General features: G+C 54.0%; 21 protein-coding genes. 19 read left to right on the forward strand and 2 right to left on the reverse strand.

Annotated features, from left to right (window positions below; all coding sequences use genetic code 11):
* Positions 1-68 precede the first annotated feature (68 nt).
* The 8 genes from E1757_RS36385 to E1757_RS04875 all read left to right on the forward strand — a co-directional run bounded on the left by E1757_RS36385 (position 69) and on the right by E1757_RS04875 (position 6,858).
* Complete coding sequence (locus tag E1757_RS36385) at positions 69-320, forward strand: type II toxin-antitoxin system RelE family toxin (protein ID WP_133225731.1); 252 nt, start codon at positions 69-71, stop codon at positions 318-320.
* Positions 321-410: 90 nt separating this feature from the next.
* Positions 411-914, forward strand: coding sequence for a GNAT family N-acetyltransferase (locus E1757_RS04845; RefSeq protein ID WP_133225732.1), 504 nt, complete (start codon positions 411-413; stop codon positions 912-914).
* A gap of 243 nt (positions 915-1,157) precedes the next feature.
* Positions 1,158-2,189 carry a ketoacyl-ACP synthase III gene (locus tag E1757_RS04850; protein WP_133225733.1) on the forward strand — a complete coding sequence of 344 codons (1,032 nt, stop codon included), beginning with the start codon at positions 1,158-1,160 and terminating at the stop codon, positions 2,187-2,189.
* A gap of 40 nt (positions 2,190-2,229) precedes the next feature.
* The gene (fabF, locus tag E1757_RS04855) at positions 2,230-3,477 is read left to right on the forward strand and encodes a beta-ketoacyl-ACP synthase II (RefSeq protein WP_133225734.1); all 1,248 of its coding nucleotides are present in this window, start codon (positions 2,230-2,232) and stop codon (positions 3,475-3,477) included.
* Positions 3,478-3,891: 414 nt separating this feature from the next.
* The gene (locus E1757_RS04860; protein ID WP_165971966.1) at positions 3,892-4,473 is read left to right on the forward strand and encodes an RNA polymerase sigma factor; all 582 of its coding nucleotides are present in this window, start codon (positions 3,892-3,894) and stop codon (positions 4,471-4,473) included.
* A complete protein-coding gene (locus tag E1757_RS04865; protein ID WP_133225736.1) occupies positions 4,470-5,258 on the forward strand; it encodes a hypothetical protein in 789 nt (262 codons plus the stop codon). Before E1757_RS04860 ends, E1757_RS04865 begins: the two co-directional genes overlap by 4 nt.
* An 18-nt stretch (positions 5,259-5,276) precedes the next feature.
* Positions 5,277-6,281: a DUF4367 domain-containing protein gene (locus tag E1757_RS04870; protein WP_165971967.1), complete on the forward strand. Its 1,005-nt coding sequence runs from the start codon at positions 5,277-5,279 to the stop codon at positions 6,279-6,281.
* A 157-nt stretch (positions 6,282-6,438) separates the two neighbouring features.
* Positions 6,439-6,858, forward strand: a complete 420-nt coding sequence (locus E1757_RS04875; RefSeq protein WP_133225738.1) for a GNAT family N-acetyltransferase — start codon at positions 6,439-6,441, stop codon at positions 6,856-6,858.
* Positions 6,859-7,029: 171 nt separating this feature from the next.
* Here E1757_RS04875 and E1757_RS35665 read toward each other — a convergent pair whose 3' ends face one another.
* Positions 7,030-7,167 carry a hypothetical protein gene (locus E1757_RS35665; RefSeq protein WP_165971961.1) on the reverse strand — a complete coding sequence of 46 codons (138 nt, stop codon included), beginning with the start codon at positions 7,165-7,167 and terminating at the stop codon, positions 7,030-7,032.
* A 71-nt stretch (positions 7,168-7,238) separates the two neighbouring features.
* On the opposite strand from E1757_RS35665, the gene E1757_RS04880 reads away from it, so the two are divergent.
* Together E1757_RS04880 and E1757_RS04885 are read left to right on the forward strand one after the other, a co-directional pair.
* Entirely contained in the window at positions 7,239-7,424 is a 186-nt protein-coding gene (locus E1757_RS04880) for a hypothetical protein (protein WP_133225739.1), read from the forward strand.
* Positions 7,425-7,668: 244 nt separating this feature from the next.
* Positions 7,669-8,151 carry a hypothetical protein gene (locus E1757_RS04885; protein WP_133225740.1) on the forward strand — a complete coding sequence of 161 codons (483 nt, stop codon included), beginning with the start codon at positions 7,669-7,671 and terminating at the stop codon, positions 8,149-8,151.
* 82 nt (positions 8,152-8,233) lie between these two features.
* On the opposite strand, the gene E1757_RS04890 is transcribed toward E1757_RS04885, so the two are convergent.
* Positions 8,234-9,175, reverse strand: coding sequence for an aldo/keto reductase family protein (locus tag E1757_RS04890; RefSeq protein ID WP_133225741.1), 942 nt, complete (start codon positions 9,173-9,175; stop codon positions 8,234-8,236).
* Positions 9,176-9,427: 252 nt separating this feature from the next.
* Here E1757_RS04890 and E1757_RS04895 point away from each other — a divergent pair, with 252 nt between their 5' ends.
* From E1757_RS04895 to metG, 9 genes are all read left to right on the forward strand, one after another.
* Positions 9,428-10,396, forward strand: a complete 969-nt coding sequence (locus E1757_RS04895; RefSeq protein ID WP_133225742.1) for an aldo/keto reductase — start codon at positions 9,428-9,430, stop codon at positions 10,394-10,396.
* Positions 10,393-12,402 carry a GTP-binding protein gene (locus tag E1757_RS04900; RefSeq protein WP_133225743.1) on the forward strand — a complete coding sequence of 670 codons (2,010 nt, stop codon included), beginning with the start codon at positions 10,393-10,395 and terminating at the stop codon, positions 12,400-12,402. Before E1757_RS04895 ends, E1757_RS04900 begins: the two co-directional genes overlap by 4 nt.
* Before the next feature lie 61 nt (positions 12,403-12,463).
* Positions 12,464-13,342 carry an aldo/keto reductase gene (locus E1757_RS04905; protein ID WP_133225744.1) on the forward strand — a complete coding sequence of 293 codons (879 nt, stop codon included), beginning with the start codon at positions 12,464-12,466 and terminating at the stop codon, positions 13,340-13,342.
* Positions 13,343-13,854: 512 nt separating this feature from the next.
* Positions 13,855-15,369 carry a PAS domain-containing sensor histidine kinase gene (locus E1757_RS04910; RefSeq protein ID WP_165971968.1) on the forward strand — a complete coding sequence of 505 codons (1,515 nt, stop codon included), beginning with the start codon at positions 13,855-13,857 and terminating at the stop codon, positions 15,367-15,369.
* A gap of 164 nt (positions 15,370-15,533) precedes the next feature.
* Positions 15,534-16,247: an FHA domain-containing protein gene (locus E1757_RS04915; RefSeq protein ID WP_133225746.1), complete on the forward strand. Its 714-nt coding sequence runs from the start codon at positions 15,534-15,536 to the stop codon at positions 16,245-16,247.
* A 28-nt stretch (positions 16,248-16,275) separates the two neighbouring features.
* Positions 16,276-17,568 carry a UDP-N-acetylglucosamine 1-carboxyvinyltransferase gene (gene murA, locus E1757_RS04920; RefSeq protein WP_133226562.1) on the forward strand — a complete coding sequence of 431 codons (1,293 nt, stop codon included), beginning with the start codon at positions 16,276-16,278 and terminating at the stop codon, positions 17,566-17,568.
* A gap of 114 nt (positions 17,569-17,682) precedes the next feature.
* Positions 17,683-18,255: a hypothetical protein gene (locus tag E1757_RS04925; RefSeq protein WP_133225747.1), complete on the forward strand. Its 573-nt coding sequence runs from the start codon at positions 17,683-17,685 to the stop codon at positions 18,253-18,255.
* 163 nt (positions 18,256-18,418) lie between these two features.
* On the forward strand, positions 18,419-18,667 hold the full coding sequence (gene yidD / locus E1757_RS04930) for a membrane protein insertion efficiency factor YidD (RefSeq protein WP_133225748.1): 249 nt from the start codon (positions 18,419-18,421) through the stop codon (positions 18,665-18,667).
* A 717-nt stretch (positions 18,668-19,384) separates the two neighbouring features.
* Positions 19,385-21,388 carry a methionine--tRNA ligase gene (gene metG / locus E1757_RS04935; protein WP_133225749.1) on the forward strand — a complete coding sequence of 668 codons (2,004 nt, stop codon included), beginning with the start codon at positions 19,385-19,387 and terminating at the stop codon, positions 21,386-21,388.
* Positions 21,389-21,451: the final 63 nt, after the last annotated feature.

Consider the following 21,451-nt stretch of genomic DNA (forward strand, 5'->3'; position numbering starts at 1 on the left):
CCATATCGCCGGTTTCAACTTTATGGATATTTGTACGGCTTCCCAATAACGTGATATTGTTGAAGTAGTTGACCCGCCATAAGGACGCGGTAAAATTCATTGCCAAACAGGAGTTTGCGGTTCAAGAACGAATCGTTCACGGTCTGCAAGAATTATTCACCATTCTTTCAAGCGGCGACATTAAACTCATGAAAGGTTACGCCGGTTTATATCGGCTGCGGATCGGCACATTACGAGTCCTATTTGAGATCGACCATAACGAGAATGCGGACTATATACGTGCTGTCGATATAGCTTGCCCAATAACTATCCGATCGTAAAAAGGAGCAATGATGAGCATTCATACGAAACTGAGCAACGATAACAACAGCTGCGAAACGGGTGTTCAACAGCGATGGAGGTATGCAGAGATGGACATACACCGGATCAGCCACGATCATGTTGAAGAAATCCACAAGCTGATGCTTGATGTCGTTTCCCGTCTGCCATCCGGCGCTTTGTTCGCTATGGATGACGAAGACTATTTGCACGATCTGCTCAAACGCAAGGGTGAAATTTATGGAGCTTTTGACAATGGCAAGCTGGTAGCTTATACGGTTCTTGCGTTGCCAGGGATAGGGTCGGGTAATTTAGGACGGGAGTTCGGGGTGCCGGAGGAGGAGCTCTCCCGGGTTGGGGTGTTCGATGCAACTATCGTTCACGAATCAGTCCGGGGTCGAGGGCTGCAGCGCTTCTTCATCGATTTACGCGAACGGCGCGCCAAAACGTTAGGATGTTTGCACCTGTATTCAACGGTTCATCCTGACAACGAAGCGAGCCGGCGTAATTTGGAGGCTGCACGGTTCGTTCTCCAATTCACCCGTCAGATGTACGGTGGGCATCCAAGGCACTGCTATACCAAGCGGTTGCAATAGCCAACATAGAGGGATGTTTCTCCCATTCTGCATTGTCTGGAGCCGCCGCCATGAGGAATTTGTACAAGAATTTCACGATTAATTTCCATAACCATCGTGATGATGCTTTTCTAAATGTGCAGGGCCGGGACTTGTAGTCATTGACAGGGACAAGCTGGGAACGGTATACTATAACCATAATTAGTACTTGGTACTAATACTAAGTTTTAATCCTAGATATTAAAATATTGGGAGGGAAACGCGATGTCTCTTCAAAAAGCGCGAATTACCGCTATCGGCACGTATGTACCGGAACGCATACTGACAAATCAAGACCTCGAGGGCATGGTAGACACAAGCAACGAATGGATTATTCAACGGACAGGAATCCGCGAACGCCGAATCAGCGGCCCTGAACAATACACGAGCGATCTCGGTACGGCGGCCGTCCAAGATTTAATGCACCGCTTTAACAAGCGGGTCGACGATGTCGATCTGATTATCGTCGCCACCAGTACGCCGGATTTCCCGTTTCCAAGTGTGGCGGCACTGATGCAGGACCGTCTCGGCATCCCGGCGTCAGCGGGAGTTATCGATTTGAGCGCCGCCTGCGCCGGCTTCGTATATGCGCTGCATACGGCCAACGGTTTTATTGCCTCCGGACTGCATCGCAAAGTATTGGTCGTCGGCGCCGATACGTTGTCGCGCATTACGGATTATACCGACCGGACGACCTGCGTGCTGTTCGGGGACGGCGCCGGGGCGGCATTGGTGGAGCGGGATGACGAAGAATCGAGCTTCGAAGCGTTTCATCTCGGAACGGACGGGAAAGGGGCGATGCATGTGTACCGGACCGGTCTGGCCAATAAGCTGAACGGCGTAGAACTGCAGGACACGCAGCTTCTTGTGCAAAACGGCAAGGAAGTGTTCAGGTGGGCGGTGCGCACCGTTCCGGACGGCATGAAGGCGCTTATGGACAAAAGCTCGCTGTCTCTGGATCAGGTGGACTGGTTTATTCCGCACAGCGCGAATTTACGCATCATCGAACCGGTTTGCGAGAAAAGCGGCTTTCCCATCGAGCGGACCCTGTACAGTCTCGTGCAATTCGGCAATACGTCCGCCGCTACGATCCCGTTGTCGCTTGATCTCGGAATCCGTGACGGCCGGGTTCACAACGGCGATCGTCTGCTGCTGTACGGCTTCGGCGCGGGCCTCACACATGCCGGATTGTTATTGAAGCTTCGGTTGGACCCGCAAATTCAACGACCCGAAATCGAATATGATCAACAAATATGAAATCAATGGGAATCATTCTAAGATCAAGGAGCTGATTGTGATGAAAAGGCGTGTGGCAGTTACCGGAATGGGTGTAATTTCTCCGCTCGGATCGGATACGGATAGCTTTTGGAGCCGGCTGAAGAATGGAGAGTCCGGCATTTCGCGAATCCGAGTGTTCGATCCTTCCCCGTTTTCAACGCAAATTGCCGGCGTAGTCGCCGATTTTGAACCGGAGCGTTATTTTGACGCCAGGGAGCTCCGGCATATGGACCGCTTTGTCCAATTCGCGGCTGCCGCGGGGCTGCAGGCTCTGGGCGAATCGGGGATTACGGTGACGGAGAGCAACGCGCATCGCGTCGGTGTATCGATCGGGACCGGGATCGGCGGGATCGGAACGCTGTTGGACAATCATGCCACGATGCTGGAAAGAGGCCCCCGGCGCATCAGTCCGTTTATGATTCCGATGATGATCGCCAATATGGGCTCGGCCCAGCTGTCGATCTTGATCGGAGCGAAAGGCCCCAATATGACGCCGGTCAACGCCTGCGCCTCCGGCAATAACGCGATCGGCGAAGCGTTTCACGCGATTCGCGCCGGCGCTGCCGACGTAATGATCGCCGGCGGGGCGGAGGCGCCGATCAACGAGCTGGCCTTCGGCGGATTTTGCAATATGAAGGCCATGTCGACCCGCAACGATGAACCGCGGCAGGCGAGCAGGCCGTTTGACGCAGCGCGCGACGGATTCGTCATGTCCGAGGGCGCCGGCATTCTCGTACTGGAGGAATGGGAGCATGCCCGGAACAGAGGGGCCAATATATTGGGCGAAATTATCGGCTACGGCCAGTCCGCAGATGCCTATCATATCACCGCTCCCGATCCTGAAGGGAAGGGCAACGCGCTGGCGATGCAGGCGGCACTCGACGACGCCGGGATCGCGCCGGAGGCGGTGGACTATATTAACGCCCATGCGACCGGGACCCCGATTGGCGACCGGGCGGAGATAATCGGCATCAAGCGAGTTTTCGGCGGGCATGCGCACAAGCTGAAGGTGAGCTCAACGAAATCGGCGACCGGCCATTTGTTCGGTGCCGCAGGCGGCCTGGAGGCGGTCATTACGGTCAAGAGCTTGCAGGATGGCATCGTGCCTCCGACGATCAACTACGAGACGCATGATCCGTCCTGCGATCTGGATGTCGTTCCGAATGCGGCGCAGGCAGCCGATATCCAGACGGCCATTTCCAACGGCTTCGGGTTCGGCGGCCACAATGCGGTGCTCGTCTTTCAAAAAGCGGGCTTTCCCGACTGACCGTCGTTTGCCGCCGCACCTGCAACAACATAAGCAATACGGGACACAGCCGGTTCGATGGGTTGTGTCCTTTTTTTAACATATATTGTTTCTTTTATAGCGATTTTGTAAAATAGAACGAATGTACGAACTTTTGTGAGAGAGGTTTTTATTCTTGGACTTGTCTTTAACCATTGAAAAGCGTAAATCGGGAGCCGGTCATTTTAACCTCCTCAAATTCTGTCAAAACGTGTAAGATAGATAGAGTATCCAGTGCTGGACAATTCAGGTATTTTTATAAGAAATTGTTCAGCTCCGCTGAAAACATATAAATTCTGATATTATCAAAAAGCTGTTTATTCTGTCCGTTTTAAGCTAGACTTGCAGGAAGCAGCGGTGATGATTAACGTGTATTTACAAAACCGTGGAGGAGCTATGTCGAATTCGATTTTATTACTATTGACCGGCGATATCAAATCGTTGGACTCGATCCTGCAGGAACAAATTTACAACCAATTTTACCGGCTGATTTATCCGAAAGTGATGTATATCGTTAAAGACCATGCGGCAGCCGAGGACATTATTCACGATACATTTATTAATATTATTCGGAAATGCCCGCATCACGTAGAGGAAACCCGGCTGACGCCCTGGCTGCACACGGTGGCGCGGAACGCGACTATCAGTTATTTGCGAAAAAATAAAAAAAAACGTGACGAACTGCTTTCTGACGACGTCTATATAGAGAATGCCGTTCCGCTTATGAGCCGCAGCGCTTCATCGATCGAATCCGAGATCGAAGCGAAGGCGATGAAAGAAGCCATTATTCATTACATTCATCAATTGAAGCCGATTTACCGGCAAGTGCTGCATATGCGTTGGGTCGAGCAATTATCGTACAAGGAAATGGCTGATCGGCTCGGTGTGACCGAGGAGAAAATACGGCAGACCTTGTTCCGGTCCAGAGCTGCCGTCAAGCGAAAACTCGAGGATGATTGGAAGGTGAATGAGCCATGAGCAAGCCGCAGTGGGAAGACGAATTCGAACGGTTGTTTGAGGAAGCGGCGGAGGATAGCGAACGATTTCAGCCCGTCTCGATTCCCGACCCGTCCGCCTCGTGGCTTCGCTTGCAGAAACGGCTGAAGAAGGAGCGGCGCCGGGCGGGTTGGATTCGCAGAGCCAAATGGGCCTCGTTAAGCGCAGCCTCCGTTTTGGCGGGAGCTTTTTTGTTTAGCACGCTGCAAACGACGGAAGCGTTCCGGCCGATGTTCGAAATTGTCTATAAAGCGACCGGCAGCGGCATCAGCATCCGCAGCACGGATAGCATGTCGACGGCGGGCGCCAAGACGCCGCCCCCGCCGCCGGATGACAGCCTGCCGCCGCAGAAGCCGGTCGATAACCGGGATTTGCCGGAAGGAGGGAGCTTCCGCAGAATAAAGGTATCGCTGGAGGATGCGGTATCGCAAACACAGTTCGCGATGCAGAAGCCGGCATACATTCCGGCCGGGTACACATTTCAGGAAGCGGTGGTCCACCTCTCGATTGGTGAATCGAAAGCGAGCGCGGTCAGGCTCGTTTACCGCAGCGGAGACTCTGCTCAGACGCCGCTGACGATCATAGTCCGCAAACGCTCGTACAGCGACCGCGCGAACCTGCCGGACGGACGGCGGGCCGTTACGACGCCTGCCAATGGCGTTTCCGAACTGGAATGGAACGAGCAGGACCGGAACGCGATCGTAAAAGCTGAGTTGAGCGAACAGGAATTGAACCGGATAGCCGACGGCTTATCGGCAAAACCGTAAACGATGCGCGGAGGAACTATGGAGCACAATTGGCTGCTGTTGTTTAGAGGAAACATTTATACGCTGACCGAACAGGTACAGCGTACTTTGTTCGAGCAATATTGCCTGCAGGCCGTTCCTTGGGAGGAACTGGACGGGCTGTCCGACGAGTCTGCGCAGCGATTAGCGGGCGATGTGTTTATATGGGCCGCCAATCACAGCCGCTGCTTTCGCGGGCTGAACGAGGGGAACTGCGCGTCCAGGCTCAGGGAGCAGGTTCGGCTGCAGGCGGTCAGGCTGCTGCGTCAAGCCGGGCAAGCGATTGGGCTCGACCGCGGACGGACCGGTTCGGACGAACGCAGGGCCGCCCGGTCGCATAAAAGAGATACTATCCTTTCCGGAGCCTGGCCAGCGGTTTCCAGACGGATTCGCAGACGCAATCGTCTGCGCCTGCTGGCCTCAAAGCTCGGAGCGGTCGGGTTTATGGCCGCTGCTTTGCTGATCGGCGGTTTAATGTTCGGATTGGTAACGTCGGGGGACCGGGGGCCCGGCCAACAAGCCGAAGCTTCATCGAACCGGCCGCCGGACGATCGTCCCGTTCCGGCCGGAAGCGACGGCAGTACCGTTCAAAGCGATCCGTTAATAGAACTGAAAGTAAGCGGGCAGGAAGCCAAAAAGTACGCCGGCTTTGCGATGGGCGTGCCGACAGCGCTCCCTTCGGGATATACGTTTGACGAAGGAATGGTTTGGCTGAGAGAAGGCGAATCCAAAACCGATCATGCCATGCTTGTTTACACGAATGAGAGCGGCTATTTATTGCGCGTATCGTATCAAAAGCTGCATAAAAACAGCGCGTTAACCGTCGGTTCTTTCATGCCGGAAACGAGAACCGATGTTGTCGTCCGCGGTACGAAGGCGGTTTTCAGCACTACGGAAAACCAATTCGTCCGCCTGGAATGGATGGAGGGCAACGTATTCGTCAGCATTTCCGGCAGGGAGCTGGATGAATCCGAGCTGATCCGGATGGCGGAGGGCTTGAAATAGGACGATGACGCTTAGTGAACTCGTTCAGCTTTGCTGAACATCGGGAAATCAGATGGGGACTCTACCCCACCTGATTCAAGGCCCACCTTAGAGGTAGGGGTCTTAACCCGATTAAGTCGTAATCGGATAAATCGTAACAAGTTAAAGGGGAGCGCGTATGCAGATTCAATTCGGGGACTATTCGATTAGCGACGATAAATCATACCTGCAGGTGGGGACGATCCTCCGGTTTTTAGCCCAAAGCTACTGGGCCAATCAACGATCGGAGGAAGCGGTCCGTAAATCGATCGACAACAGTATTTGTTACGGCGTTTATCATGGTCCAAGGCAGATCGGCTTCGCCAGAATCGTCACCGATCATGCAACCATGTATTGGCTGTGCGATGTATTTGTCGACGATGATTACCGCGGCCAGGGCATCGGCAAAAGGCTGATCGAAACGATTGCGGGTGCGGATGCGCTTCAAGGCTTAACCGGCATTTTAGGCACTCTGGATGCGCACGGGCTTTACGAGCAATACGGCTTCCGGAAAGACGAGAGCCGTTTCATGAGAAAACGGCCTGAACTTTTCCGTTGAACCGCCTGCAGATGCGAATCGCGCTGGCGAATAACGGCCGAATGCAGACTGTCGATTAATTGTGGCCAAGACCGTATCCCCTATTAATCGACAGTCTCGAACGGGCGACTAAAACCGCCAAACCGCTGACTCTCAACGGTTTGGCGGTTATTCGTCTGCGGGTCCGTTATTTTAAAGCGCGCCCATCGTTTCCTCCAGCGGCGTAAGCGGGTCGAAGCGGTGGGAATAAAAAATATCGACATATTCGAGGCTGAAATATAATTGCCTTAGTATCGTCAAGGTAAGCAAGCCGTCGCTAACCGCGGCCATAACTCGATTTTCTGCGCCAAAGATGGTAAAGTAATGAAGATACATACAGGAAAAAAGGAGATTGCGGTTCCATGATCATACTGTTTATTTTGATGATTATTGTGATGGGGTCATTTTTCAGCGGAGCCTTGGTTGCATTTTTCCAAAAAAAGCCGATGCTGGGCGTACTGCTGCTCGTGTTGGGGCTTATTACGGCGTTTTTGTTCTACTACTCCATTTATGCGGGCTGGGTTACGCTGCCGGAAAGCAGAGGCTAATCGGGAAAAGACTATTGATTGCCCGGTCAGTAGTCTTTTTTTGTTGTTGTGGCTTTTGATGCGCAGCAATGTTATTTGGATAGTTAAGGTGCTCTTGCATATGCACGAACGCACATTTCGCCTGCAATAGCCGAATATCCCAACCTTTTTCCAATCAGGCGTCATACAGTATCTTACAGACAAGTGTCATGCAGGAACATACTTCCGGGTCAGTTAAGATCAATGATGAAGGTAGGGGAACCACATGGATAACAAGTTCAAAAAGCAGACGCGGCCCGCTTCCGTTCATTCCATCAAAGCCGGCTCGTCGGACAATGCGGCCAAAACGCGCCGCAAGCATACACCGCAAACCAAAGCGGTGAAGCCGAATAAATATTCGGCGTATAAGCCTTCGCGTCGATACGCCGAGGACAGGCAGGAGATGCGTCCGCGGACTTCGGCGGACGGTCCCGGCGATGGGCCGGCCACCGGCCAGATCAACGCCCTCCCGTCGTTGTTCGAGAGCATGGACGGCATCATCTCCATGATGACCAAGGCTAACCAGATGTTTAAATTGGTTCAACAAATGTCGCCGTTTTTTAAACTGTTCGGTCTGTTCGGCGGCGGCAAAGCCGCTACCGCCAGCATAGCCGATTCCAGCAAAAGCGGGATGGCACGCATTTCCAAAAGCAGGCGCCCGTCAGCCGGTTCCCCAAGAGCCACTGCGGCTGTCAAATCGAAACGGTAAGCGAGACTAAAGCCTCCCGATCCACGATTGAAGTGGAAGTCGGGAGGCTTTTTTTTCGGTATAGCTTTTCGGATTCCGGCGTTTAGCCCTGCAAGATTTGTTCGATGCTGCCAAGCACGTCCTCGGACAACACAATGCCGGACGCGGCACAGTTTTCAATGACCTGCTCCGGTCGGCTCGCGCCGACCAGCGCGCTCGCAACGTTAGGCTGTCTCAAAATCCAGGCCAATGCCAACTGGGATACCTTGATGTCCAGCTCGTCGGCGATCTTCGTCAGCTGCTCGACCTTCGTCAGCGTTGCGTCGGTCAGCTTGTCCTCGCCCCAGCTTTTGCTGGCCGCCCGGCTGTCGGCAGGCACTCCGGTGCCTTTGCGGTATTTGCCGGTCAATATGCCTTGCGCCAATGGCGAGAAGACGACCTGGCTGATCCCTTTGGCCATTCCCATCGGAATGATTTCCTTCTCAATGTACCGGTTCAGCATGTTATAGACCGGTTGGTTGACGATAATGCGGTCAAGCAAATATTTATCCGCGACGGCAAGCGCATCGACCATTTGAGCCGCCGTCCATTCGCTGACGCCGACATACAGTACTTTTCCTTGTGTGACAAGATCGTCCAAGGCGCGCAGCGTTTCTTCAACCGGCGTCTCGGGATCGAAACGGTGGCAATAGTACAGATCGACATAGTCCGTATTCAGCCGCTTTAAGCTTGCATGGCACTGCTCGATCACATGCTTGCGCGAAAGTCCGCGGTCATTGGGACCGTCGCCCATCGGCCAAAATACTTTGGTCGCGAGCACATACGAATCTCTTTTATAGGCGCTGAGCGCTTTACCCATTACAAGCTCGGCTTCTCCGCGCTCATAGACGTTGGCCGTATCGAAAAAGTTGACGCCCAGGTCGTAGGCTTGCTCGATGGATTTAACCGACTTATCGTCTTCGACGTAACCGCCGTAGGTCATCCAGCTGCCCAGGCTGATTTCGCTTACTTTTAAACCGCTGTTTCCAAGCTTCCGGTATTTCAAAGCAATCCCTCCAAACCTTATTTTGAAAAGCATTCGATTCAGAGCCATTATAGTGAAGTTCCATCCGTTTGTTAAGTACTGAAAATATATTGCCTTACTTACGCGCCTGTACCATCCTTACCTTGAGGTAACTAAATAAAGAGCAGTTCACTCCTTATAATTGCGCCCGTTTTTTTATAAAATAAAGATAGTCATAAATGGAGGCGCTTACGAAGCGGATTGTGACAATATCGCTCAGGAGGAAAAAACAATATGCAGTATCGCACGCTTGGCAAAACCGGGATCCAGGTTTCCAGCTTATGCTTCGGAACGATGTCTTTCGGCGGCAATGCCGATGAGGAAACTTCACGGGCGATGTTCCGCCGCTGCAGGGAAGTCGGCATTAACTTTTTCGACTGCGCCAATTCGTACGTGCAAGGGCGCTCGGAGGAAATACTCGGCCGCTGCATGGCGGGCATCCGCGACGAGCTGGTGATCACCTCGAAATTTACCTCGCCGGTAGGCGGAGATGTGAACGCCCGCGGCATGTCGCGCCGCCATGTTATGCTGGCAGTCGAGCAAAGCTTGAAACGGCTCGGCACCGACCGGCTCGACTTGTACTTCATTCATCAATTCGACTCGAAGACCGCAATCGAGGAGACGCTACGGGCATTGGACGATTTGCAGCGGCAGGGGAAAATTTTGTATCCGGCCGTGAGCAACTGGGCCGCCTGGCAAATCGCCAAAGCGCTGGGCATCTCGGATAAACAAGGCTGGGCGCGGTTCGAATGCATTCAACCGATGTATAATCTCGTCAAACGGCAGGCCGAGGTGGAAATTTTGCCGCTGGCCGAGTCCGAGCAGGTTGGCGTCATCTCCTACAGTCCGTTGGGCGGCGGGCTGCTCAGCGGCAAATACGGCACCGGCAAGAAACCGGAACAGGGCCGTCTGGTTGAAACGGAATTGTACAGCAAGCGCTATGGCGAAGCCATGTATTACGAGGTGGCGGACCGGTTCACCGGCTATGCGGCTGAGCGCGGATTGCATCCCGCAACGCTCGCCGTAGCCTGGACGATGTCGCATCCCGGCATTACGGCGCCGATTATCGGCGCCCGCAGCGTAGAGCAGCTGGAGCCGTCGCTTGCCGCGCTGGAGATCAACATGACGCCGGAATGGCGCAAGGAGATCGATGACTTGTCGATCGCGCCGCCGCCTGCCACGGATCGCAGCGAAGAAAGATGACCTTGCGTAATATTGGCATCGTCGCTCACGTGGATGCGGGGAAGACGACGACTACGGAGCACATGCTGTATGAAAGCGGGCGTATTCGCAGCCTGGGACGTGTCGATACGGGCACCGCGCAGACGGACTGGCTTGATGTGGAGCGGGAGCGCGGCATATCGGTACGGGCGGCGACCACCGTTTTCGAATGGAAGGGCTGCAAGGTCAACTTGATCGATACGCCCGGACACGTCGATTTTTCATCCGAGGTTGAGCGGTCGCTGCGGGTGCTCGACGGGGCGATTCTTATCGTATCGGCGGTCGAAGGGGTGCAGGCCCATACGGAAACGCTGTGGAACGCGCTGAAGGCGCTCAAGATTCCTGCCTTGATCGTCATCAATAAAATGGATCGTCTCGGCGCTTCGGCTGAACGTGTGCTGCACGAGGTTCGTTCAGTGCTGACCGCCGGCGCCATACCGGTACAGCGCTATTCCGGCTGCGAGGACAATTTCGACGGTGTGGAGAGCTTGTGGACGCTCCGGGCAGAGCATAGCGGCAGCGTAGAGGCCGGGGTTGTTCCGAATGCCGAACCGGCAGCCTACTTTTCGATCTTGGAGCAATTGGCCGATCATGACGATCGGCTGCTGCAGCAGTATATCGAGGGGGAGCATGTGCCTGCAACTATTTTGTTCGACCGTCTGCGCGAGCTTACGTTGCGGGCCGTAACGGCCCCTGTCCTGTTCGCAGCGGCCAGCAAAGGGATCGGTATCGCCGAGCTGATGGATGCGGTCATCGCCTATTTGCCGCCGCCGGCCGGCTCGGAGGACGACCCATTATCCGGCGTCGTCTTCAAGCTGGAACGCGACAAGACGATGGGCAAGCTGGCGCATGTCCGGCTGTACGGCGGGCGGCTCCAAAATCGCGATACGATCCGGATCGCGACGCAGGAGCTGGATGAGAAGGTGACGCAAATCCGCAAGGTTCACGCCGGACACCACGAGGATATAGGCGTGCTGCGCGCCGGAGATATTGCCGCCGTCTGCGGCCTCAGCCGCGTCAAAATCGGCGATGTAATCGGCAGCGCCGCCGCGGTTCCGCCGGAGCACAGGCTGACTGTACCGTTATTGACGGTTCAGGTTCATCCGGCGGACGACGCGCAGTATGCGCAGCTGGTTGCGGCGCTGCAGGAGCTGGCGGATGAAGATCCGCTGCTCGATCTGCAGTGGCATCAACAGGAGCGGGAGCTGCACATCAAGATTACGGGGCCGATCCAGCTGGAGGTGCTGGCCCATCAGCTGCTCAGCCGGTTCGGCCTCAAAGCCGACTTCGGCGCGCCGAGCGTCATCTATAAAGAAACGCCGTCGGGCCCCGGCTACGGTTATGTAGCCTATACGATGCCGAAGCCGTGCTGGGCCATCCTGAGGTTTATGATTGAGCCTGGCGAACGCGGCAGCGGCCTTCGCTACTCGTCCCAGGTAAAACCGGAAGATTTGCTGCAGAGCTACCAGAACGAGGTGGCAAGGCGCGTCCCCGAAGCGCTGATGCAGGGACTGTTCGGATGGGAAGTGACCGACTTGAAGGTAACGCTCGTCGAAGGGCAGCATCATGTTTGGCATACGCATCCGCTTGATTTTGTGCTGGCGACGCCGATGGGTATCATGGATGGGCTCTCCCGGACGCAAACGACGCTGCTCGAGCCATACTTGCATTTCCGGATTACGGCGCCGGGCGAAGCGAGCGGCAAAGTATTGAACGAGCTGAACGTGATGCGCGCCTTGTTCGATTATCCGGTTGTCGCAGGGGAACGGTTTACCGTCGAAGGAACCGTGCCCGTCGCCAGCTCCCTCGACTTTCCGGTAAAGCTGAGCACATTGACCGGGGGGCGGGGAACCTTTGCAACCCGATTTGACGGTTATCGCGAATGTCCGCCCGGAGTGGAAGTCACAAGAAAGCGCAGTGGCGTCAATCCGCTCGATACGTCCAAATATATTTTAAGCATGCGCAGCGCACTAGGTTCGACCCGCTAGGCCGAATCCCGTTCGGCAATACTATAGCGGATTCCAATACAAGCACAAGGAGGCTTTACCAATGGAAAAACGCAGAATAGGCCGGTTAGGCTATGAAAGCTCGGTCGTCATGTTCGGTGCGGCCAGCCTCGGCAAGGTAACGCAGGAAGAAGCGGATGATTCCATCACTTACGCCCTGCAGCATGGGGTTAACCATTTTGATACGGCGGCCAGTTATGGCGATGCCGAGCTCCGCATGGGGCCGTTGATCTCGAAGGTACGCAAAGATATATTTTTGGCGACCAAAACGGGCGAGCGGACCAAGGCCAAAGCGAAGGAGCAAATTTACCGTTCCCTTGAGCTGCTGAAGACGGATCAGCTCGATCTGCTCCAGCTTCATGCCGTAGGCACGCTGGAGGAGCTGGATAAATGTACGGAGAAAGGCGGTTCGCTGGAGGCCGCGCTGGAGGCGAAGGATGAAGGCATCGTTAAAGCGATCGGCATTACAGGCCATGGCCATCTTGCACCGGCTGCGCATCTCGAGGCGCTGCGCCGCTATCCATTCGATACGGTGCTGCTGCCGTTGAATTATCACTTATATTCGCTCCCCGATTACCGCGAAGCGTTCGACCGGCTGATCGAGGAGGCAGGCAAGCAGGATGTCGCCGTCCGCGTCATCAAGGCGATCGCCAAAGGACCTTGGGGTCAGGACCAGCAGCGCAGCTATGCAACCTGGTATGAGCCGTTCGACAACCAGCAGATTATTGACGCCTGCGTTCATTTCGTATTGTCGTTTCCGGGCGTGGCTGGCTTCGCTACCGCGGGGGACATCCACTTGTTTCCGAAAATTGTCGATGCCGCAGAGCGTTTCGGCTCGATGACCGACGACGAAGCCAAGCGGATTTTAAGCGGGATCAGCGAGTACAAATCGCCGTTTGGAGCGCCCACTTCAATCTCTTAAGCGCCCCGCGGTTTGATCCGCCGCTTGGTTGGAGGCGGGGCAGCCGCATCCGAGCCGGCTGGCCGGCAAGGGGCTGTCCCAAAGTCATTTTTGGATTTTCAGCCCCCTCCACTCTGACTTGAATTTACATGTAAAATGCCGCTTCCATCCTCACTTATATAGTGGTGTTGGAGGCGGTTTTGCCGATTTTTTGGAACTGCTTTACGGTTGATACCCTTATGGGATACCCCCTTGAACAATGAATGCGTCCGGCGATTGAAGCAGAGCATGGGGAACGTTCTCATTTTGGTATGAAGAGCATATGAGCGTTTCCTGCCGTTTAGGAACCGTTTCGGGTATAGAGACATACGACTTCTTAGCTAACGTAGTCGAATTTACGAAGACTGCAAGTATATGGCGGGCAGATGACAAGTTATCCGATTAAAAAAATGGTGCTGACGGTCTAGAGGTATTTCAAGGAAGGGCAGCGAACTCATTGTATGGGTCAATACCAACACCGGAGGAATATTGCGATGCGTAAAACCATTTTTGTCAACAAGGGGCTTGCCAGGAAACATGTCCTTAAATATAGAAGCGCAATTGATCCTGCGATTATTTTTCCGGAAAGCATTATCGAAGAGTCGCAGTTGGGCGTTTATTTTTTTCGGAACGGTCGATTGATTTACTCGAATCCGCGTCTGGCGGAGCTGTTGGGATATACGCGGGAAGAACTGCTGCAAACGGATTTGAAGCATTTGATTCACCCGGACGATTACGGGACTGTTATGAAGCTGGCGAGAGAACGGCTGAAGGGCGAAAAGCAAACGAAGCGCAGCCGGATCCGGTGTATACGAAAAGACGGCAGCGTGTATCGCTATGAAATTTCCGGCTTCAAAGTGGAGTATAAAGGCAAGCCGGCAATCATGGGGACGGTCATCGACGCAAGCAGCCAAGCCCAGTCCGAGGAGCTTTTGCATGAGAATGATTTGCGTTATCAACGGCTGATCAAATATTTGCCGGAGCCGATTTGCGTTCATGACGGCACGAATCTGATTTACTTGAACAACGCTGCTTTGAAGCTGTTTGGTGCAGCTCAAGTGGAACAGCTCCAGCCGAAAACGTATTTGGAATTGATCCATCCCGATTACCGGCCTGTCATTTCGGAGCGCATCCGTAAAGTGTTGAACTCGGACGAACCGCTTGATTTTATAGGCTGCAGGCTGATGGGTCTCGATGAGCGAATTATCGATGTGGAAGTTTCCAGCGTGCGGATTCATCACTTTTTGGGACGGCAGATGGTCATTCAAAGCGTGTTCCGGGATATTACGGAGCGAAAACGGGCGGAGGAGGCGATCATTAAGTCGGAAAAGCTTTCCGTTGCCGGTCAGATGGCCGCAGGCATAGCCCATGAAATCAGAAACCCGCTTACATCGCTGAAAGGCTTCACCCAACTGCTGAAAACGAAAATTAGCGGCAGTCATGAATATTTGGATATTATGCTCGGAGAGCTGGATCGGATTAACGAAATCGTCGAGGAATTTATGACATTCGCTAAACCGAAGGAACACCAGTTCGCGTATGGCGATCTGACACATATACTGAGCGGTATCGTCACGCTGCTCGAAACCCAGGCCATCCTCAACAATGTGCAGATTCATGCCGATTTCGATCCTGATGTTCCGCAAATATACTGTGATGCCAATCAATTGAAGCAGGTGTTCATCAATATTATGAAAAATGCGCTGGAAGCGATGCCGCAAGGCGGCGAAGTCCGTGTGGAGCTGTCCCGAAGCGGACCTGCAGCCGTTCTGGTCCGGATTGTCGATCATGGAGCCGGCATTCCCGCCGAGCAGCTCGAACAAATAGGCCACCCTTTTTTCACGACAAAAAGCAGCGGCACCGGTCTCGGCCTGATGATCAGCTTCCGCATAATTGAAGCGCACAAGGGGAAAATGCAGTTTTTCAGCGAGCCCGGCAAAGGCACTGAAGTCAGCATTACGCTGCCGGTATCATTCGCCAAACGAACCGTGAATCAGGGCAATTCTTAAACCCCGGCGGTCTAATAACCGGACATCAGTCAAACGTGAGCCTCTTGTCAGGATCGGGGCATTTATTGACGGGCCTTTTTAGGATACAATAGAATGTGTCATATTGCACAGCAATCCGATGAACGCTGTAGTAATATGAATGTATTCGCAAAGGTGGGACAAGCATGGAATTGGAAAGCGCCCGTCAGGATTCATACGCATGCCTTTATATGATTCGCGGTGAGCCTCACCGTTCCGGCACTTGTGTAAGCTTGACAACCGACCAATTCTCGGTCGGACGGATGACGAACGATGATATACCGGACCTGGCATTTTCGAACGCCTTCATCTCCCGCAAGCATTTTATGATCAGGCGGGAAAAGGGCAAGGCGATCCTATACGATTTGGGCAGCAGACACGGAACCGAAATTAACGGAGTGCGGATCGAGCCATATACGTCGCATAAGCTGCAATCTTTTGATATAATAAAGTTGGCTAAAGGAATGGTCGTCATCCATTTTTCATATTTGTTTGCGGACCAGACCCTGGAATTCGAGCCAATCAGTCATACACAGCAGTGGCAGTGGAAGCTCCCGGATTCGGGCTTTCCGGTCAATTGGGAAAAGCACGAATGTTATGTGGACGGTCAGCGGATCGTTATGTCGGACAAAGAGTACGGGCTTATTAAAGTGCTGAACGACTATGCGAATCAGCTCGTTTCGTTTGACGAAATCAAGCGGAAAGTATGGCCGGAACGGTCTGTCGGAATTGACGGCATTCCGGATGTCAGCATGGACGAGCTCAATGCATTGATTTACCGAATTCGTAAAAAATACGGAAAAGATACGTTTACGATCAGCGCTGTCCGAGGCAGCGGCTATGTACTGGAAAAAGATTGAACGAACCCAGAAGAAAGCAGGTACGATAGTGGACTACATACAAATTCAAAGCTCCGGACCTCTTAATGGCGCCGTTACGATACAAGGTTCCAAGAACAGCTCGCTTGCGCTGCTGGCCGCTACTTGTCTGGCTGACGCAACCGTATTGCTGGAAGGCATTCCCAACATCTACGATTTTCGCGTGATCCGCCAAATTGGCAAAGATATCGGCTTGAATATGGAACGTTTGCCATCGGGCCATATTTTGCTTGACCCGAGGTATATACATAGCGCGGTCATCGACCCGGGTAAAGCGTCCGCTTACCGGGCGTCCTATTATTTTATCGGAGCGCTGCTGGCCAAGTTCGGCAAGGTGACGGTCGGATTTCCCGGCGGCGACGATTTTGTGTCGAGGCCGATTGACCAGCACTTTAAAGTATTCCGGGCGTTGGGCGCGGAAGTGACGGTTTTTAACGATTACTACGTAGTGGAAGCGAAGCAGCTGCTCGGCGCGGACATTTATTTCGATATGATTACATCGGGCGCTACGATCAACGCGATGCTCGCTGCGGCCAGAGCCGAAGGCAGAACGCGTCTGTACAATGCGGCGATGGACCCCGAGGTTGTCGATACGGCCAATTTCCTGAACCAGCTGGGGGCCAAAATTGTCGGCGCCGGCACCGATCAGATCCGGATCGAAGGCGTTCCTTTTCTCAGCGGAGGCAGCTACTCCGTTATTCCTGACCGGCTGATCGCAGGAGCTTTCCTGATGGCTGCCGGGATAAACGGGGGCAGCATTACCGTACATAACGTCATACCGGAGCATATGGGCTCCTGTATGGCCAAGCTGCGTGAGATCGGCATCGAGCTGGAAAGATCGGACCAGAGTCTGACTGCCCACTCGACCGGCAGGCTGCGGGCCACCCGCATCCGAACCGGGATGTATCCGGGCTTTGCCACCGATCTGCAGCAGCCGTTTACCGCTCTGCTCTTAAAGGCGCAGGGCAAAAGCATCGTCACGGAGCGCGTCTACCCGAAGCGGTTTAACCATATTCAGCAGCTGAAACGGCTTGGCGCCGATATCGAGGTACGCAAAGAAAGCGCCTTTATCCGCGGCGGGGTTCCGCTGCAGGGCAATTGGGTCCACGCTACCGACGTCCGCGCGGGTACAAGCCTCCTGCTGGCCGGTTTGGCGGCCGAAGGCGCAACGCGCATAACCGGCGTCGAGCATATCGAGCGGGGCTATGACGATGCCATTGGCATGTTCCGTTCGCTCGGCGTCGATATTTCGCTGCGCAAGCATGGCGACGAGGCTGCGCCGGAAAGATTGTCCCGCTTGTAAACGATCAATTTCTTCATACAATTGTAACAATTGTGTAGTATAATGCATGTATAAGCAGTCAACATGTCCAGATTGGGTGCAGTTCATTTTACATAGTCGGGTGGAGGAATCTACATGGTATTGAAGAAAGCGGTCGTCATCGGCATTGCAGGCGCATTATTGCTCAGTGCGGGAGTAGCCGGAGCCGCCAGCGCGGGCAGCGCCACGGCTCATACAACGGGTCATGCCGGCAGCAAGGCGGGAGCGGTCTCGGATACCGCCAAGAAGCAAGCGGACCAAGCGTTAACGCCGGAGCAAAAAAGGCAAAGGCTCGACCAGCAGGCAGCCAAGCTGGGCATCGCTGCGGAAGGTAAAACGGACGATGAGCTGAAGGCGCTCATCAAGGAGAAGCTCGCGGCCAAAGCCAAGGAGAGAGCCGCCGAGACGAGCAAGCGATTGAAGTCTGAAGCGGCCAAGCTCGGCATTCAGACGGGAAGCAAAACGGATAAAGAGCTTACGGCTGAAATCCGCGCCAAAAAAAGCGCGACCTATCAATCGAAGCAGGAAGCGTCCCTGAAAAGGCTGCAGGCGCAAGCGGCCAAGCTCGGTATCGATACCGCCGGCAAAAGCGCTAGCGAGCTATCCCAGGCGATTCGGACGAAGCACAAAGAATTGGCCGACCAGAAAAAAAGCGGCGCGAAGAAATAGAACGGAGCAAGAGGCTTCCTACGGCGGTACTGCGGTAGGAAGCTTTTTATATATTATTATCGCTATTGCGTTAGGCGGCCTTGACATTCATGTACCGGTTCGGGCATGATACAACTATCCCGGCCTGCCTGGAGTATGCGCCGGTTGTGGAGGTCATGCAGAGATGAAAGGCGTGCTGCAAGCACTCGTGCTGTTTTACCGCAAATTTATTTCACCGCTCAAGCCGCCGACCTGCCGGTTTTATCCGACCTGCTCGCAATATGCGCTGGAGGCGCTCGAGCTGCACGGGCCCGCAAAGGGTTCATGGCTGGCTGCGAAGCGGATTTGCAAATGCCATCCGTTTCATCCGGGCGGCATCGATCATGTACCTCCGCCTGTTGACAGCCGGAAGGAAGGGCACAATCGGGTATAACGCGGCGGTGATCGGCTTGATTTTCACATTGCGCGGATATAAGCTGCAAAAACTTGACATTGACAAGCTCCTTCCGATATATTTGGTGTAACCCTATATTTGCTTTGCCTATGAACGGATGAGTACTTCGCAGGAGGTCATACAGAGAGCCGGTGCCCGCTGAGAGCCGGTTGACCGAAACGGAGGAATATGGTCCCGGAGGCAATGACAGCAAGCTTACGGCTGGGCCTATGCTGAAAGACTGCGGCATAGGGCGGCGTCAGCGAGCCGTCATCGTAGTTCCGGCGTTAACGGAAAGTCGCAATATTGACTGCTGAGCCTTGTCTTCCGGACGGAAGCGGGGGAAGTTGGGTGGTACCGCGTGAGCACAAGCTCTCGTCCCAAGATGGACGGGGCTTTTTTTGTTGTTAGGAAATTATGAGCAGCAAATTTCTGTGGATAACCGGGGGCTCCCCCAAAAGTAGGGTCAAGAGTTGCTTGTACTCTTGACGAAACCCGGTGGATACGGGTTAGCGGAATTGGCTTCGGAGCTTCACGTCACTTTTGGGGGACTTTGTTCTTGTAAATTATGCTGCCGCCCGTGAACTGAAGCGCTGCAGATTCACGTGAATAACAGGGGTTTTCCCAATGAAGAGGCGGATTTTGCTTCGCTGCTCTGCGTCGCTTTTTGGGGCAACTGCATTGTTCTATTTAACGATACCAAGGAGGTAGAAACGAATGCCGGGACAACAAAAATCGTTTTACATTACAACGCCGATTTATTATCCGAGTGACAAACTGCATATCGGGCATGCTTATACGACGGTTGCAGGGGACGCGATGGCCCGTTACAAGCGGTTGAGGGGTTATGACGTCATGTATTTGACAGGCACAGACGAGCACGGCCAGAAGATTGAGCGCAAAGCCCAGGAAAAGGGCGTTACGCCCCAGCAGTTCGTCGATCAGGTCGTTGCCGGGATCAAGGAGCTGTGGAGCAAGCTGGACATTACGTATGACGACTTTATCCGTACGACGGAGCCGCGCCACAAGCAGTCGGTCGAACAAATTTTTTCGCGCCTGATGGAACAGGACGATATTTATTTAGGCACGTATGAAGGCTGGTACTGTACGCCCTGCGAGTCGTTTTTTCTGGAAAATAAATTGGTCGACGGCAAATGTCCGGACTGCGGGCGTCCCGTCGAGCTGATCAAAGAGGAAAGCTATTTCTTCAGGATGAGCAAGTATGCGGATCGCCTTCTGCAATATTACGAGGAAAATCCCGATTTTATTCAACCGGAATCACGCAAAAATGAAATGATCAACAACTTTATCAAGCCGGGACTCGAGGATCTTGCCGTCTCGCGGACGACGTTCGATTGGGGCATCAAGGTGCCGAAAGATCCGAAGCATGTCATCTATGTGTGGATCGACGCTTTGTCGAACTATATTACCGCACTCGGTTACGGCAGCGGCGACGACAGCAAATACAAGACGTTCTGGCCGGCCGACGTCCACCTGGTAGGTAAGGAAATCGTCCGGTTCCATACGATTTATTGGCCGATTATGCTGATGGCGCTGGGACTTCCGCTTCCGAAAAAAGTGTTCGGGCATGGCTGGCTGTTGACGAAGGACGGCAAAATGTCCAAATCAAAAGGCAATGTCGTCGATCCGGTTATGCTCATCGACCGCTACGGGCTGGATGCGCTGCGATATTACCTGCTTCGCGAGGTGCCGTTCGGCTCGGACGGCGCGTTTACGCCGGAAAGCTTTATCGAGAGGATTAACTTCGACCTGGCCAACGATCTGGGCAATTTGCTCAGCCGCACCGTCGTTATGATCGACAAATATTTTAACGGCGAAATTCAGCCCTATATCGAAGGAGCGACCGAATTCGACGCCGCGCTGCTGGATACCATCCGTACATCGGTGCTTAAAGTGGAGGAAGCGATGGAGAAAATGGAATTTTCCGTCGCTTTGGCTGCACTGTGGCAAATGGTGAGTCGGACGAACAAATATATTGACGAAACGCAGCCATGGTCGCTCGTCAAGGACGAAAGCAAGCGCCCGGTGTTGGGCTCGGTGCTTTACTGCCTGGCCGAATCGCTGCGGATCGCCTCGATTTTGCTGCAGCCGTTTCTGACCAAGACGCCGCATAAAATCTGGGCGCAGCTCGGCATTGGCGCAGGCGAATTGACCGCGTGGGATTCGGTCCACCGGTTCGGAGCGCTGCCGGGCGGAACCAAGGTCGCCAAAGGCGAGGTGCTGTTCCCGCGCCTGGAGCTGGAGAAGGAGGTCGCCTCCATTGTCGAGGCGATGGGCGGCACCGTAGCGGCCGCAGCGCCGCAGGAGGCTCCACCAGCCGCCGCAGCAAAGAAGTCGGCCCCGGCGCAGCAGGAAGTTTCGGCTGCCGAGGGTACGCAAGAAATCTCGATCGACGATTTCTTCAAGGTCGAGCTGCGCGTAGCCGAAGTGCTCGAGGCGGAGCCGGTGAAGGGGGCCGACAAGCTGCTGAAGCTGCAGCTAGATCTTGGAACGGAGCGGCGCCAGGTCGTATCCGGCATCGCCAAATTTTATGCGCCGGAGCAGTTGGTCGGCCGCAAAGTGATTTGCGTGACCAACCTGAAGCCGGTCAAGCTGCGCGGGGAATTGTCGCAGGGGATGATTCTCGCCGCGTCTCACGGGGATCAACTGACGCTAGCTACAATTTCTGATGCACTTCCTAACGGATCTGTGGTAAAATGAGGATTGTTCACGTTAACAATCATAGATCGAACGAATGAAAGAAAGATCTAATGTCCAGGAGGT

The organism is Paenibacillus piri, from assembly GCF_004354045.1.
Taxonomy (GTDB): domain Bacteria; phylum Bacillota; class Bacilli; order Paenibacillales; family NBRC-103111; genus Paenibacillus_S; species Paenibacillus_S piri.

Excerpts from the sequence above, each read along its gene's own strand:
- E1757_RS04870 (WP_165971967.1), top strand. The coding sequence starts at position 5,277 with ATGGAGCACAATTGGCTGCTGTTGTTTAGAGGAAACATTTATACGCTG.
- E1757_RS04895 (WP_133225742.1), top strand. The coding sequence starts at position 9,428 with ATGCAGTATCGCACGCTTGGCAAAACCGGGATCCAGGTTTCCAGCTTA.
- E1757_RS04900 (WP_133225743.1), top strand. The coding sequence starts at position 10,393 with ATGACCTTGCGTAATATTGGCATCGTCGCTCACGTGGATGCGGGGAAG.
- E1757_RS04915 (WP_133225746.1), top strand. The coding sequence starts at position 15,534 with ATGGAATTGGAAAGCGCCCGTCAGGATTCATACGCATGCCTTTATATG.
- E1757_RS04925 (WP_133225747.1), top strand. The coding sequence starts at position 17,683 with ATGGTATTGAAGAAAGCGGTCGTCATCGGCATTGCAGGCGCATTATTG.
- E1757_RS04905 (WP_133225744.1), top strand. The coding sequence starts at position 12,464 with ATGGAAAAACGCAGAATAGGCCGGTTAGGCTATGAAAGCTCGGTCGTC.
- E1757_RS04910 (WP_165971968.1), top strand. The coding sequence starts at position 13,855 with ATGCGTAAAACCATTTTTGTCAACAAGGGGCTTGCCAGGAAACATGTC.
- E1757_RS04885 (WP_133225740.1), top strand. The coding sequence starts at position 7,669 with ATGGATAACAAGTTCAAAAAGCAGACGCGGCCCGCTTCCGTTCATTCC.
- fabF (WP_133225734.1), top strand. The coding sequence starts at position 2,230 with ATGAAAAGGCGTGTGGCAGTTACCGGAATGGGTGTAATTTCTCCGCTC.
- metG (WP_133225749.1), top strand. The coding sequence starts at position 19,385 with ATGCCGGGACAACAAAAATCGTTTTACATTACAACGCCGATTTATTAT.
- E1757_RS04845 (WP_133225732.1), top strand. The coding sequence starts at position 411 with ATGGACATACACCGGATCAGCCACGATCATGTTGAAGAAATCCACAAG.
- E1757_RS04880 (WP_133225739.1), top strand. The coding sequence starts at position 7,239 with ATGATCATACTGTTTATTTTGATGATTATTGTGATGGGGTCATTTTTC.
- E1757_RS04860 (WP_165971966.1), top strand. The coding sequence starts at position 3,892 with ATGTCGAATTCGATTTTATTACTATTGACCGGCGATATCAAATCGTTG.
- E1757_RS04850 (WP_133225733.1), top strand. The coding sequence starts at position 1,158 with ATGTCTCTTCAAAAAGCGCGAATTACCGCTATCGGCACGTATGTACCG.
- E1757_RS04865 (WP_133225736.1), top strand. The coding sequence starts at position 4,470 with ATGAGCAAGCCGCAGTGGGAAGACGAATTCGAACGGTTGTTTGAGGAA.
- E1757_RS35665 (WP_165971961.1), bottom strand. The coding sequence starts at position 7,167 with ATGGCCGCGGTTAGCGACGGCTTGCTTACCTTGACGATACTAAGGCAA.
- E1757_RS04875 (WP_133225738.1), top strand. The coding sequence starts at position 6,439 with ATGCAGATTCAATTCGGGGACTATTCGATTAGCGACGATAAATCATAC.
- yidD (WP_133225748.1), top strand. The coding sequence starts at position 18,419 with ATGAAAGGCGTGCTGCAAGCACTCGTGCTGTTTTACCGCAAATTTATT.